This is a genomic window from Aminobacter sp. P4_H6_2, from assembly GCF_056400805.1.
The window spans coordinates 1-13,899 of sequence record NZ_JBFUKO010000087.1 but is presented as its reverse complement, the minus strand read 5'-3'; the positions used below and the strand labels follow the sequence as shown (position 1 = coordinate 13,899).

The following is a 13,899-nucleotide window of genomic DNA, read 5'->3' as shown; positions in this document are numbered from 1 at the left end:
GTCCTTAAGACGTTGCAGGATGMGMGCCGCCGMGGACGTGACTAATSTCCCTCCTTGTGGGGGAGATGGCCGGCAGGCCAGAGGGGGGTGCGAAGGAATGAGACAGGGAAGGTTGGCTTCGTAAGGCAAACATCTCTTGTCACCATCTGTCAGCACCCACCGTGGATAGCCACTCGCATTTTTCCACGCCCCTCCGACCTGCCGTATCATTATCTCGCGATCTTCCACGGGACCCCGGTGCGCACCGGGCTCGGGGGGAAGCGCCGGTGCCGGGCTGGCAGGAGGTCGGTTCTCCTGCTGGGTGATGAGCCCCCAAGCCCGGGCCTTGCGGCGGCTGGCGGTGAAAGCCGAGGCGACTGAGCGGGGCAAGAACACCGGGCGGGGCGCGAACGTCGCGCCATAAAATCATTATCGGAAGGCACGGCCTCGCGCCCCGCTTCCCGAACTACCTCCTGCAAGGGAGTGCTCTTTGACAATGGCCAGACCGGAAACGGGGCGTGGCGGTGAATAAGCTTGGCTCCTTCGCCCCGTTTACGGGGAGAAGGTGCCGGCAGGCGGATGAGGGGCGGCGCGAACTCGCAAAGGTCTGCCCTGCCCCTCACCCGGCCCTTCGGGCCACCCTCTCCCCGTAAAAGGGGCGAGGGAAAGCTCCCACCCTCGCGCAAGCTTGGCGCAATAGGGTCGATGCGTCGTGGCATTGGCTCGCGGCGGGATTCGATCGGAAGCATCAATGGCGATCAGCGAAACCATTTCGGGCGAAGGCACGGCGAACAAGAGCGGACGCGACGTCTTCTTCGCCATCGGCATCGTCATCATCCTGGCGGTGCTGTTCCTGCCGATCCCGGCTTTCCTGATCGATATCGGCCTCGCCTTCTCCATCGCGATTTCGGTGCTGATCCTGATGGTCGCATTGTGGATCCAGCGCCCGCTCGATTTCTCGTCATTCCCAACGATCCTCCTGATCGCCACGATGCTGCGGCTGTCGCTCAACATTGCCACCACACGCATGATCCTGTCGCATGGCAACGAAGGCACGCATGCCGCCGGCTACGTCATTTCGGGCTTCTCGAACCTCGTCATGTCGGGAGATTTCGTCATCGGCCTGATCGTGTTCTTGATCCTCATCGTGGTCAATTTCATCGTCATCACCAAGGGCGCGACGCGTATCGCGGAGGTTGGCGCGCGTTTCACCCTCGACGCCATTCCCGGCAAGCAGATGTCGATCGACGCCGATCTTTCCGCCGGCATGATCGACGACAAGACAGCTCAGCTGCGCCGCCGTGAACTGGAAGAAGAAAGCTCCTTCTTCGGCTCGATGGACGGTGCGTCGAAATTCGTCCGCGGCGACGCTATCGCTGGCCTGTTGATCACCGCCATCAACATCGTCGGCGGTATCGCCATCGGCTATTTCCGCCACGACATGGGCATGGGCGAAGCAGCCGACGTGTTCATCAAGCTGTCGGTCGGCGACGGCCTGGTCACCCAGATCCCCGCGCTCATCGTCTCGCTCGCCGCCGGCCTGCTCGTCTCCAAGGGCGGCACCCGTGGCTCGACCAACCAGGCGGTGTTTGGCCAGCTTGGGGCATATCCGCGCGCGCTCTACGTCGCGGCCGGCCTGCTTTTGCTGCTCGCCTTGATGCCGGGCCTGCCGATGTTCCCGTTCATTTCGCTTGCCGCCTGCATGGCAGCACTCGGTTATGTCATCCCGATGCGGCACAACCGCCGTGTCGCCGAAGCCGACGCCGAAAAGGAGCAGGTCGCAGCCGACAAGGTCGAAGAGGAAAAAAACTCGGTCAAGGCATCGCTCGCCACCGCCGAGATCGAACTCCTGATCGGCAAGCAGCTATCAACCCGCCTGCTCGCCACCCATCAGGAACTCGCCTTCCGCATGTCAAAGATGCGCAAGAAGTTCGCCACCCAATACGGCTTCGTCGTTCCCGAAGTGCGGATGACCGACGACTTCTCGATCCCGCCCAAGAGCTATCAGATCAAGATCCATGGCACCGTCGTCGCCGAATACCAGATGCGTGTCGGCGAGATCATGGTGCTGCTCGGCTCCCGCGATCTGCCCGACATTCCAGGCGAGGAAGTCCGCGAGCCGGCCTTCGGCATGCGCGCATTTTCGGTGCTTGATTCCTTCTCCGAAGATCTGAAGCGCGAACAGTTCACCTTCGCCGACAACATGTCGGTGCTGCTCACCCATCTCTCCGAAGTGATCCGCAACAACCTGCCGCAGCTTTTGTCCTACAAGGACATGAAGGCGCTGCTCGAACGCCAGGACCCCGAATACCGCAAGCTCGCCGACGAGATCTGCACCTCGCACATCACCTATCCGGGCCTGCAGGCGGCGCTCAAGCTGCTGCTTGCAGAGCGCGTGTCGATCCGCAATCTCCACCTCATCATCGAGGCCATCGCCGAAATCTCGCCGCATGTCCGCCGCACCGAGCAGATCGTCGAGCATGTCCGCATCCGCATGGCGCAGCAGATCTGCGGCGATCTGAGCGAGGGCGGCGTGCTCAAGGTGCTGCGTCTCGGCAACCGCTGGGACCTCGCCTTCCACCAGAGCCTCAAGCGCGACGCCAAGGGCGACATACGCGAGTTCGACATCGACCCGCGCCAGCTCGAGGAATTCGGCCAGGATGCATCCAAGGCGATCCGCACGCATCTCGAGACCGGCGAGCGTTTCGTCATCGTCACAGCACCCGACGCCCGGCCCTATGTCCGCATGATCATCGAACGACTGTTCCCGACACTGCCGGTGCTCAGCCATGTCGAGATCGCCAAGGGCGTCGAACTGCGCGTGCTCGGTACCGTCTCATGAATGCTGCAGCGCAGGGCTTCGTCCTTGCGGGGTTCCTCGCTTTTTGCCGCATCGGCAGTTGCTTCATGCTGATGCCCGGCATTTCGAGCGTGCGCGTGCCCATGCATGTCAGGCTGTTCGTCGCGGTCGCCGCCACCGGCGGGCTTTTGGCTCATCTGTGGGACCAGATATTTCCCTTCGTCGATCCGCGCCCCGGCGTGCTGATGCCGATGATCGCGTCCGAACTTCTGATCGGCGGCCTCATCGGCCTGATGGCCAGGCTCTACATACTGGCGCTCATGTTCATGGGCTCGGCCATCGCCATGCTCGTCGGTTTCGGCGGCGTCGGCGGCCATGCCATCGAAGAAAACGAGCCGCAGGCCCCGCTTGCCTCGATCATTTCGATCGCGGCACTGATCCTGCTCTTCGCCTTCAATTTCCACCACGAGATCATCCGCGCGCTGGTTGCCTCCTACCAGGTCGCGCCGGTCAACATGTTCTTCAATCCACAGGCCGCCCTGGTCGATGTCACCGACACGTTGTCCGAAAGCTTCATGGTGGTGCTCAGGCTCGGCAGTCCGTTCATCGCCTATGCGATCCTGGTCAACCTGACGATCGGCTTCGTCAACAAGCTGACCCCGCAGATCCCGGTCTACTTCATCTCGCTGCCCTTCGTCGTCGCTGGCGGGCTGATCCTGATGTATTTCGGTATTACGACCATGCTCAGCCTGTTTGCCGACGGTTTCGTCGACATCACTGTGGGGAGATAGCCATGGCTTCGCGCAGGGATCGCCTGAAGAAACTGGTCGTGGTGCAGGAGCAGCTCAAGGCGCTACATGAGACGCGCCATGCCGGCTTTGTCGCCCAGGCGATCGCCGCCGAAACCGAGGTGACAGCGCTGGCGCGAAGCTTCGACAGCACCGAGGGCATATCGCAGCTGTTTCCGGAACTTTATCACCGGCGCATCTCGGCGGCGATCGACAGGCAGCAGCTCAATCTCGGCCTTGCCAATGTCGAGGTCGGAAAAATCGCCACGGCCACTGCCCGCACCAACATGGTCGAGCGCGCCTATCGCGATGTGCGGCGCCAGGACGAGCGCGACAGTGCTGACCGCGAACGGCTCGAGATCATTGAAAGAAAGCCCAATGACGACAAGTAAGGTTGCCACAAGCTTGACCCGCCACAATCAGTGGTAACACAAACCCCGGAAAGGCGAGCCAGCTTTGGCCATCTCCCCACCCAGCGACATCGTTCTGGACGTTGCCAAGGCTGTCGATCCAGCCGGCATCCAGGCCGCGCGCACGGCACTCGCCAACCGTACGGCGGGTCCCGCCGGAACCTTCTCGCTCACCGAGGCCAGCGTTACCGGCGGCATCTCGCGCCAGCCCGACAAGGCATCGCCCGACGCTTCGATGAAGAAGTTCGAGGCTATGGTGCTGCAAACCTTCATCGAAAACATGATGCCGAAGAACACCGAGAGCGTGTACGRCAAGGGTATGGCCGGCGACATGTGGAAGTCTATGATGGCGGAACACCTCGCCAACCAGACGGCTGAGGCCGGCGGCATCGGCATCGCCAAAGCCGTGATGCGCGACCACTACATCCAGAACGAAAAGGCGGTGCCGGTAAGCGGCGTCTCCGGCGGCCCCGATCAAGCCGCGCTCAACGAACAAACGAGCCAAGCGACTGCGCTCATCCAGGAAATGCAGCGGAAGATGGTCCAGTCGCTTGGAAGCGACAAAGCCGCCTCCGTCACTGACACCAATCGTAGAGGATAAGATATGTCGGATCTCTCCGAATACAGGGCTAACCTTCCGGCAGTTGCCGATCTCGCCGATACCACCGCCCGGCCAGGCAATGTCGCGACCATCATCAGCCGCATCGAAGATGCAGTCGAGGAAGAAACCACCGCGATCCGCACCGACGTCCATTTTGACATCAAGGCGTCGAACGCACGCAAGAGCCGCTATCTCTATGAACTGACCCGCGCCACCAAGGGCCTGGTCGAAGGCGAGTTCCCAAGCGAGCTCAAGGTCGGCGTCGAGCGCCTGCGCGACAAGCTGGTCGCCAATGAGCGCGCCATCCTCGCCCATCTCAGCGCGGTCAGCGAAGTCGCCGCCCTGCTCCGCGACGCCATCCAGCGCTCCGAAGCGGACGGCACCTATTCGGCCAACGAATTCGGATGGGCCCGGTGATCAAGTTCATCGCGGCGGCGCTATGGATTGTCGTCGTGACCCTCGGCGCGGTCTTCTATTCGTTCCAGGCCGCCGCCAACCTGCCGGCAGATGATACAAAGCAGCCGATGCTTGGCGGCCTCGACTACGTCAAGACCGACGTGATCTCGGTGCCGCTGCTCGGTGGCGAGCGCGTGCATGGTTATTTCCTCACGCGCCTCGTCTACACCGTCGAGCCCAAGGAAGTCGCCAAGATGTCGGTGCCGATGGACGCACTGCTTGTCGATCAGGTCTATTCTTATCTCTACGGCAACCCGCAGATCGACTTCACCCAATACGACAAGCTCGACCTCGATGCTTTTCGAAACGGTATCCGTGACAGCATCAATGCACGCATCGGTTCCAAGCTGGTGCACGAAGTGATGGTCGAGCAGATCGATTTCCTGACCCCCGACGATGTCCGCGACAACGCGGTCCGCAAGCGCTCCTCAGCCGCGGACGCCGCTGCTACAGAATCCGCCAAGCCTGAAACGACCCCTGCTACGGCACACTGAAACGGCTGGCAGCCCATTCGGGCTGCCGTAGTCGCCAGTTCGCGGCGCTAATTCAACGTTGACGTAAACGTCAATTGACCGCTATAGGCAATACAGACCTGTGACGCGGGCCGGCTTTGTCCGGATTGGTCCAGGGRGGCCGGGCGCGCAGCGCCTTTCAGGAAAAGACCAGGAGAGAGCCATGAGCATTCAGGCAGTCGCAGACAAGATCAAGGCGAAGGTAGAGAGCTCCGGCTTCGACCGCTCGATCAAGTTCGACACCGGCAGCGACGGCGTCATCGTCATCGACGGCGCAACGCTTTCGACAACCGACGCACCGGCCGATTGCACCATCAAGCTGTCGCTCGACGATCTCGAGTCGCTGATCGCAGGCGATCTCAACCCGACGATGGCGTTCATGACCGGCAAGATCAAGGTTGAGGGCGACATGTCTGTCGCCATGAGCCTGAGCCAGCTGCTCTGATCGACTAACCTGAAATCATCCCATCGAAAGAGGCCCGGTGTCACAGCCGGGCCTTTTTGCATAGCAAATTACATAAGCACCACCGCGTAATGCCGCGGTAATCATTGGCGCCCACAGCGCTCCGGTCACTGAATGCGACTGGAGTATCATGTGAATCGAAATCGATTGATTGCCTTGGCTGTGACCCTATGTGCGGCGGCTCTCGCGGGCTGCATGGACGATAGTTATGGCCCGCCGCGCTGGGACGACACGCGCTATCCGCCGCGCCATGGTGGGGACTACCCGCGCTATCACCCGCGCCCACCAGTGCCACCCATGCCACCACGTCCGCCCCGCCCGCCCCGCCCGCCATTTGCCGAGCCGGTCGACTGCTCGCGCGGACCTGACCGGTACCGGCACCCCGACTGCTACGACAGTCGGCGGCCACGCCATGGCGATGACCGGTATTACATAAACGAGCAATGATGTCTGAGCGCCGTGCCTCACACGGGGCACGGCGTTTTGCAGCAATCTCCCAAAGCCCGATCTGGAGTTGAAGGTGAAACGAAGCCGCCTCGCAGCAGTGGTGACGGCAATACTCTGCGCGGCATCTCTGACTGGCTGCGCCAACGACCTGTTCGGTGCCGCAAACGACTCGAACCCACCGCGAACCTCGCGGCTGCCACGAGCACAGCCAATGATCGATTGCGCGGCAAATACTGCCATGGCGCCGTCGCCAATCTGTTTTCCACCCGCCCCAAAGGCGTGATGTCAAGGCGCCGGGATTGCTCCCGGCGCCCGATCAGGCAGCCATGCGGGCGCGTTCTGTCTTGAGCTTGCGACCGGCGGCCTTCAGCACGCCCTTGGTGCCATCGAGGGCGCCCGGCACAAGTTCGAGCGCCAGGAAACGGTCGCGCTCGTAAGGTCCAGGCATCGAAAGTGAGCCCGTCTTTTCAGCCGAAAAGCCAAAGCGCGCATAATAAGGCGCGTCGCCGACCAGCAGGATGGCGCCGTGGCCAAGGCGGCCAGCTTCAGCAATCGCCTGGCGCATCAAAGCCGAACCGATACCGCCGCTTTTCATCGACGGATCGACAGCGAGAGGGCCAAGCAGCAGTGCTGCCGGACCGCCCTCGCCCAGGCGCAYGTCCCACAGCCGGACCGTGCCGACGACCGAGCCTTCGGAATTGCGCGCGATCAGCGCCAGGCCCTCGGATGGGCGACGGCCACGCCGCAGCTTCTCCGACGACTTCTTGCGCCGCTTCAGGCCCATGGCCCGGTCGAGCAAAGCCTCACGCGCCGGCATKTCGGCGAATGTTTCGGCCACAACCATGAAGTCGGGCGAGGAGTTGGTGATTTCTTTTTCGATATGCATGTCCGCGATCCTTCACGAGCGGATAACTGTTCCACAAGCGAGCCCGTGCGGGCGCCGATGCGCCCGCGCCGGGATGATCTGATCGGCTCTTGCGAGCCGTCAGATCACGTAGGATCGGAGAGGCTCGAAGCCGTTGAAGGCGACCGAAGAATAGGTCGTCGTGTAGGCGCCGGTGCCCTCGATCAGCACTTCGTCGCCGATGGTCAGCGACAAGGGCAGCGGGTACGGCGTCTTTTCGTACATGACGTCGGCCGAGTCACAGGTTGGGCCGGCGAGCACGCATGGCGACTTCTCGTCTGCGTCACGTGCCGTCACGATCGGGTAGCGGATGGCTTCGTCCATCGTCTCGGCGAGACCGCTGAACTTGCCGATGTCGAGGAACACCCAGCGCACATTGTCGTTGTCGGCCTTCTTCGAAATCAAGACGACCTCGGACTTGATGACGCCCGCATTGCCGACCATGCCGCGACCCGGCTCGATGATCGTCTCCGGAATGTTGTTTCCGAAGTGCTTGGACAGCGACTCGAAGATGGCCTGGCCATAAGCTTGGGCTGCCGGCACGTCGCGCAGATAGCGCGTCGGAAAGCCGCCGCCCATATTGACCATGCTGAGCGCGATGCCCTCCTCGGCCAGAGCTGCAAACACCTGCTTGGCGTCAGCCAGCGCGCGGTCCCAGGCCGAGAGATTGACCTGCTGCGAGCCGACATGGAACGACACGCCGCAGGCATCGAGCCCGAGCGACTTGGCATAGCGCAGCACGTCGACGGCCATTGCCGGCACGCAGCCGAATTTGCGCGACAGCGGCCATTCGGCACCTTCGCCGTCGGCCAAAATGCGGCAGAAAACGCGGGCGCCGGGAGCCGCACGCGCGATCTTTTCGACCTCTTCGACGCTATCGACAGCAAACAGCCGGATACCGAGTTCGTAGGCGCGCGCAATGTCGCGCTCCTTCTTGATGGTGTTGCCGAAGGAGATGCGCTCGGCCGGCGCGCCGGCATCCATGGCCATCTCGACTTCGGCGACCGAAGCGGTGTCGAAGGAGGAACCCATGGCAGCGAGCAGGCGCAGAATCTCGGGCGCCGGGTTTGCCTTCACCGCATAATAGATCTTGGATTCCGGCATCGCCTTTTCGAAGGCGTGGAAATTGTCGCGCACGACATCGAGGTCAAGGACGAGGCAAGGGCCGGACGGGCGTCGGGTGGCGAGGAAGTCGAGGATGCGCTGAGTGGCCATAGGTCTCTCCATCGCGCGGTCCTGCCGCGCAAAATCATCAAGCTGTGGGACGGCCGTTCCCGGCCGCGGTATCCCACGGTGGACAAAGACATGACCGCTATTTGATGGAACCAGCCTGTGGAGACCCTGGAACCATAAATGCGCTTCACGCGGCGGTGAACCTAGGCCAGCCCGGCTTCGGTTCGCTTTGTCTGCCTTGGCTTGGAAATGGGAGAACCCGTTCCGCACTGCCGGCAATGAAGGTGTGCCTCTTCAGTAACCCCGGCTTTTGGACAGCCGGAAGAGAACCAGAAAGGCCCGCACCGTCGTTGCTTCAAGGTGTCCTCGATTTTGCGGTTGGCCGCTAAATCGACTGGAGGGGTTAGCTCCAGTTACCTTACCGATTTCCTCGCCATTCGAGGGATCGGCGGACACCCACAGGCACGTGCGACTTTGGGCAAGCGGGGATATATGCACCGCGCCTGTCACAATCAATTAAAATCTCATGATGGGTTGAAAAAATTCATACGTCGAACAATGTTGCGGATATCGTAAACGGGCTTCGAACAATGACTAGCGCGTCCGGCCCCTTCAATGCGTTTCTCGACCTGCCGCAAGTGCCTGTTCCAAATACGGAATCCGGCGCTCTGGCGGGGCTGACCCTGGCGATCAAGGACATCTATGATGTCGCCGGCTACCCAACCGGCTGCGGCAACCCGCAAAAGGCCGCGAGCGCTCATCCGGCCCCTAAGACGGCCGGCTCGATTCAAGTGCTTCTCGATGCCGGCGCGCGATTCGTCGGCAAGACCCAAACCGACGAACTCGCCTTCTCGCTGATGGGTCAAAACGGGCATTATCCCTACCCGATCAATCCGGCGGCACCTGACCGCGTGACCGGGGGCTCGTCGTCTGGGTCGGCTGCCGCGGTGGCCGGCAAACTTGCCGACATTGCGATAGGTTCCGACACCGGCGGCTCGATCCGGGCACCGGCCAGCTTTTGCGGGCTGATCGGCCTGCGCACGACACACCGCCTGATTTCGCTCGACGGCGCCATGAAACTCTCGCCCAGCCTCGACACCTTCGGCTGGTTCGCCAAGGATATCGACACCTATGAGAAGGTGGCGAAGCTTTTGATCGGCACGGACGCCCATCGTGGCGCGCTCGACCGGCCCTTGGCGCTCGACTGGCTCGACCAATTGCCGACCGGGCCTGCCGAAGCCGCCGAGTACAAGCGGATGCGCGGGCAAGCCGAAAGCGCACTCGGTACGATTTCCAATGCAGCGCCCCTCACCTTCTCACCCGACGAACTTTACTGGTGCTTCCGCAAGATCCAGGCCTACGAGGCCTGGCAGCAACATGGCGCCTGGATATCGTCAGGCGACCGCGGCCTTACCCAAGGCGTCAGGGATCGCTTCGAGTTCGGCTCGGCCATCGAGGCGACTGCCTATCAGGCAGAAAGCGCCAAGCGTGATGCCGTCCGCGACGAGCTGGGAACATTGCTGGGCGACGACGGCTTTCTGGTCATGCCGACGGTGCCGGGTGCGGCCCCCTTGGCCAACGGTTTGCACGAGGAGCTTCTTGCCTATCGCGAGCGCGCGCTGATGCTGCTTTGCCTGTCTGGCCTGTCGGGATTCCCGCAGATCACCTTGCCCATAGGCACGGTCGACGGCGCGCCCTTCGGCCTGTCGTTGCTCGGCCCCGCCGGCAGCGACCTTGTGCTGATTGCGCTCGCACGCAAGATACTCAAGACTGCATCAAAGGACTGACCGCATGGACACACTGACCCGCATGCGCGCATTCATCGACGTGGTCGAGGCCGAGGGCTTTTCGGCCGCCGCGCGCAAGATCGGCCGTTCGAAGGCGCTATTGTCCAAATATGTGCGCGAGCTGGAGGACGAGCTCGGTGCGCTGCTGCTCAACCGCACGACCAGGCAGTTTTCGCTGACCGAGGCCGGCCACACTTACTACAGGCGTGCTTCCGAGATCATCCGCGAGGTCGACAGCCTGGCCGATGCCGTACGCGAATCCTCTGGCGACGTTCGCGGCCGCGTCAAGCTGTCGGCACCGCGTACCTTCGCCGATGCGCCGATCGGCCAGTCGCTGATCGACTTCGCCAAGGCGCACCCCGACATCGTGCTCGAGATCCATCTCGACGATCGTTTCGTCGATCTCGTCGAGGAGGGATTCGACCTCGCCATCCGCATTTCACGACTGGAGAACTCGTCCTTGATCGCGCGCCGGCTGGCCCCGTTCGGGATCAGGGTCTGCGCTTCGCCGGAACTGATCGAAAAGCACGGCATACCAAAGCGCCCGGCAGACCTCGGCGGCTTGCCCTGCATCATCGACACCAACGGCCGCTACCTCTCGAACTGGCCATTCGCCAGCGACACAGGCGACACCATGACCGTCTCGGTATCAGGGCCCATGGAGGTCAACAGCCCGATGGCGGCGCGCGCAGCGGCTGTCGCGGGGCTCGGCTTCGCCATGTTGCCGGACTTCATCGCCGCTCCCGACATCGAGGCCGGCCGGCTGATGCCGGTGCTCGACGATCGCCTGCTCAGCGGCGCCGGCATCTTCGCCGTCTATCCGCATCGCCGCTATCTGCCGGCGAAAATCCGCGTCTTCGTCGATTTCCTGGTCCAGTGGTTCAAGACCAATCCTTGCGATCATTCGACATAACAGTCGAACGCGTCCCACTTTTGCCYGGTTTCTGATAATTGTCGGCATCACCCAAAGCGCGGGACCGTCAGTATAATGATTCTGAAAACGTCAACGGCGATGCTGGCGACAGCCGCAGCGGCTTTGCTGGCCATGACCGTGCCGGCAAGCGTTCATCCGCACGTCTTTGCCGAGGCCCGGCTCGACGTCGTGCTCAATCCCGACAACAGTGTGAAGTCGCTGCGCCACCTCTGGCGTTTCGACGACCTGTTTTCGAGCACGGTTTTGATGGAGTTCGACAAGAATTCCGACCTCAAGCTCGACGACACCGAGCTGGCGGAGGTGGGCAAGACGGTGTTCGAATCCATCGGCGAGTACAATTACTTCCAGGTCGTGACAGTCGACGGCAAGGATGTCGCGATGAAGCCGCCCGCCGGTCTGATCGCCAATTTCGAAGACCAGCAGCTCATCATCCTGTTTGAAACCGAGCCGAAAGAGCCGCTGAAGCTCGCCGGCAAGATCGATTTCGGCGTCTATGATCCGACCTTCTATACGGCGATCGATTTCACCGACGACTCTAACCTGAGCGTCGCGAACCTGCCTTCGATCTGTACAAAACAGGTCATTCGCCCCGACCCGGACGAAGCCCTTGCGCAGAACCAGTCCAAGCTGACCGAGGCGTTCTTCAACGATCCATCGGGCACCGACATGAGCAAGATTTTTGCCACGCGCCTGGAATTGAACTGCCCAGCCAAGGGGTGATGCAGTGAAGAAGATGACGATCCGCCTGGTGTTCGCACTTTTGGCGCTCAGCTACGTGCTCAGCCATTTTGCCCTCCAGGCCCATGCGCAGAGTTCGCTTGGCATCGGCACCAACGAAGCTGTGGTGCCCTCGACTGGCCWGTTTTCCGGTGTGCTCAACTGGATCAACGTGCATCAGCAGCAATTCTACCGTTCACTGACAGGCTCGCTGAAGGCGATGCGCGACGGCCAGAGCGGCGGCATCTGGCTGCTGGTCGGCCTGTCCTTCGCCTATGGCATTTTCCATGCCGCCGGTCCCGGCCACGGCAAGGCGGTGATCTCGTCCTACATGCTCGCCAACGAAGTGGCGCTGCGCCGCGGCGTCATGCTTTCCTTCGTCTCGGCCTTCCTTCAGGGCGCCACCGCAATCGTRCTGATGACGCTGGTGTTCCTCGTCTTGCGCGGCACGTCAGTGTCGATGACCAAGGCGACCTGGTTCCTGGAAACAGTGAGCTATGCGTTGATCGCCGCCTTCGGCGCCTGGCTTTTGTGGAAGAAGCTCCGACCGATGGCATTCGGCTTTGCCGGTGCCGCCCCGATGCACAGCCTGTCGGCCGCGCATGCGCACTCGCATGGGCATGGGCATGGGCCTGATCATGACCACACCAAATGCGGACATGATCATTCACACGACCACCATCATGACCACGCGCATCATCACGACCATGGCCACCACGCTCACGCCCCTGGCTTCGTCTGCTCGACCTGCGGCCATGCGCATGCGCCGGACCCCAGGATGCTCGAAGGCAGGCATTTCGACTGGCGCACGGCCTGGTCGGCGGTCGCCGCCGTCGGCATCCGCCCCTGCTCGGGCGCGCTGATCGTGCTCAGCTTCGCCTTCCTCAACGGCTTGTGGGCTGGCGGGATCCTGTCGGTCTTCGCCATGGCTTTGGGAACGGCGATCACCGTCTCGACGCTGGCGGTACTTGCCGTGACCGCCAAGAACTGGGCCGTGGCGATTGCCGGCGACGGCCGGGTCGGCAACCGCGTCCACAATGTCATCGAAATCGGCGGCGCAGCACTCGTCATGCTGCTTGGCCTGGCATTGCTGGCGGCCAGCCTGAGCGCCTAAGGTCTGCAGGCATTCGCCTGCAACGCTTGCCTTATCCCGACGCAAAAGAAATCCGCCCCGGAGTTGCGGCTACCAGGGCGGATTTGTTCGAACCACGTCCTGCGTGGCGTCGAATGTTACATCGTGGTCTTCTTGGGCGTAGCAGTCGCCGTGCTGTGCTTCTTGTGCTTCTTGGTGGTCTTGTGAGTCGGCTTCTTCTCGGAAACCTTCTTCACCGGTGGTTTCGCAGTCGCCGCGCCGGCAGCCGGAGCCGTGTAGCCGGCAGCGCTTGCCGAGCTTGCGGTGAGAACGGGAGCGGAGAAGGCGACAGCAACGGCCAGGCCGAGGGCGGTCAGGAGGGGCTTGTTGATGTTCATAATCGGTTTCCTTTTGCACGAGGGCCTGGTTTGAGTTGGCCGATCAGGGTTCGATCGGCTGCACTCCAAGCATCTTCAGCGCTATCGCATAGGCGCGGATGCCCTGGGCCTGCTGTTTGCCGGCACAGAATTTCATCGCCTTTTTCTGAAGAGCTTTCGCTTCGGCGGCCCGTTTTGCCTCTGCGTGTTCGGTGATTTCTTGAGCGAACTGCTGTTGCAGCCTGTCACAACGTTCGGTTCTGCTGATTGTCCCCTTCGGTTGCGGCTGGGTGCTGGCCGCGCCTAGCGAAAGGGCTGCAAGCAGAACGATCGTCGAACTGGTCGCAAGCTTTCGCATGTCGTTTTCGGCACCCGTGGTTAAGCAACACGGCTGTTATCGCGGATCGACTTGTCGGGTATTTTTCCGGTTTGCAGAGTTTTGTTTCTGGATTGTAACTGCCGAATTCGGTGCATCGGGG

15 protein-coding genes are annotated in these 13,899 nt (G+C 61.9%); 11 read left to right on the top strand and 4 right to left on the bottom strand.

What is annotated here, in order from left to right; translation table 11 throughout:
• Nucleotides 1–730: 730 nt before the first annotated feature.
• The 7 genes from flhA (at nt 731) to AC1DUU_RS09640 (ending at nt 5,991) form a co-directional block, all read left to right on the top strand.
• Nucleotides 731–2,821: a flagellar biosynthesis protein FlhA gene (gene flhA, locus AC1DUU_RS09670; RefSeq protein WP_476783203.1), complete on the top strand. Its 2,091-nt coding sequence runs from the start codon at nt 731–733 to the stop codon at nt 2,819–2,821.
• A complete protein-coding gene (fliR, locus tag AC1DUU_RS09665) occupies nt 2,818–3,570 on the top strand; it encodes a flagellar biosynthetic protein FliR (RefSeq protein WP_476783202.1) in 753 nt (250 codons plus the stop codon). The genes flhA and fliR overlap by 4 nt, the downstream gene beginning before the upstream one ends.
• A 2-nt stretch (nt 3,571–3,572) precedes the next feature.
• Nucleotides 3,573–3,959 (top strand): hypothetical protein, encoded by a 387-nt coding sequence (locus AC1DUU_RS09660; RefSeq protein ID WP_476783201.1) that lies wholly within the window; start codon nt 3,573–3,575, stop codon nt 3,957–3,959.
• 64 nt (nt 3,960–4,023) lie between these two features.
• Nucleotides 4,024–4,578 carry a rod-binding protein gene (locus AC1DUU_RS09655; RefSeq protein WP_476783200.1) on the top strand — a complete coding sequence of 185 codons (555 nt, stop codon included), beginning with the start codon at nt 4,024–4,026 and terminating at the stop codon, nt 4,576–4,578.
• A 3-nt stretch (nt 4,579–4,581) separates the two neighbouring features.
• Nucleotides 4,582–4,995: a hypothetical protein gene (locus tag AC1DUU_RS09650; protein WP_476783199.1), complete on the top strand. Its 414-nt coding sequence runs from the start codon at nt 4,582–4,584 to the stop codon at nt 4,993–4,995.
• Nucleotides 4,983–5,528 (top strand): hypothetical protein, encoded by a 546-nt coding sequence (locus tag AC1DUU_RS09645; RefSeq protein ID WP_476783198.1) that lies wholly within the window; start codon nt 4,983–4,985, stop codon nt 5,526–5,528. Before AC1DUU_RS09650 ends, AC1DUU_RS09645 begins: the two co-directional genes overlap by 13 nt.
• Before the next feature lie 124 nt (nt 5,529–5,652).
• Entirely contained in the window at nt 5,653–5,991 is a 339-nt protein-coding gene (locus AC1DUU_RS09640) for an SCP2 sterol-binding domain-containing protein (RefSeq protein ID WP_476783205.1), read from the top strand.
• Nucleotides 5,992–6,772: 781 nt separating this feature from the next.
• On the opposite strand, the gene AC1DUU_RS09635 is transcribed toward AC1DUU_RS09640, so the two are convergent.
• Nucleotides 6,773–7,342: a GNAT family N-acetyltransferase gene (locus AC1DUU_RS09635; RefSeq protein WP_476783197.1), complete on the bottom strand. Its 570-nt coding sequence runs from the start codon at nt 7,340–7,342 to the stop codon at nt 6,773–6,775.
• Nucleotides 7,343–7,441: 99 nt separating this feature from the next.
• Nucleotides 7,442–8,575, bottom strand: a complete 1,134-nt coding sequence (odc2, locus tag AC1DUU_RS09630) for an ornithine/lysine decarboxylase (RefSeq protein ID WP_476783196.1) — start codon at nt 8,573–8,575, stop codon at nt 7,442–7,444.
• Nucleotides 8,576–9,123: 548 nt separating this feature from the next.
• On the opposite strand from odc2, the gene AC1DUU_RS09625 reads away from it, so the two are divergent.
• The 4 genes from AC1DUU_RS09625 (at nt 9,124) to AC1DUU_RS09610 (ending at nt 13,085) form a co-directional block, all read left to right on the top strand.
• Complete coding sequence (locus AC1DUU_RS09625) at nt 9,124–10,320, top strand: amidase (RefSeq protein ID WP_476783195.1); 1,197 nt, start codon at nt 9,124–9,126, stop codon at nt 10,318–10,320.
• A gap of 4 nt (nt 10,321–10,324) precedes the next feature.
• On the top strand, nt 10,325–11,233 hold the full coding sequence (locus AC1DUU_RS09620) for a LysR family transcriptional regulator (RefSeq protein WP_476783194.1): 909 nt from the start codon (nt 10,325–10,327) through the stop codon (nt 11,231–11,233).
• 75 nt (nt 11,234–11,308) lie between these two features.
• Nucleotides 11,309–11,974 (top strand): DUF1007 family protein, encoded by a 666-nt coding sequence (locus tag AC1DUU_RS09615; protein WP_476783193.1) that lies wholly within the window; start codon nt 11,309–11,311, stop codon nt 11,972–11,974.
• Between the two features lie 13 nt (nt 11,975–11,987).
• Nucleotides 11,988–13,085: a nickel/cobalt transporter gene (locus AC1DUU_RS09610; RefSeq protein ID WP_476783204.1), complete on the top strand. Its 1,098-nt coding sequence runs from the start codon at nt 11,988–11,990 to the stop codon at nt 13,083–13,085.
• A gap of 116 nt (nt 13,086–13,201) precedes the next feature.
• On the opposite strand, the gene AC1DUU_RS09605 is transcribed toward AC1DUU_RS09610, so the two are convergent.
• Nucleotides 13,202–13,441: a hypothetical protein gene (locus AC1DUU_RS09605; RefSeq protein WP_476783192.1), complete on the bottom strand. Its 240-nt coding sequence runs from the start codon at nt 13,439–13,441 to the stop codon at nt 13,202–13,204.
• 43 nt (nt 13,442–13,484) lie between these two features.
• A complete protein-coding gene (locus tag AC1DUU_RS09600) occupies nt 13,485–13,778 on the bottom strand; it encodes a hypothetical protein (RefSeq protein WP_476783191.1) in 294 nt (97 codons plus the stop codon).
• Between the last annotated feature and the right edge of the window lie 121 nt (nt 13,779–13,899).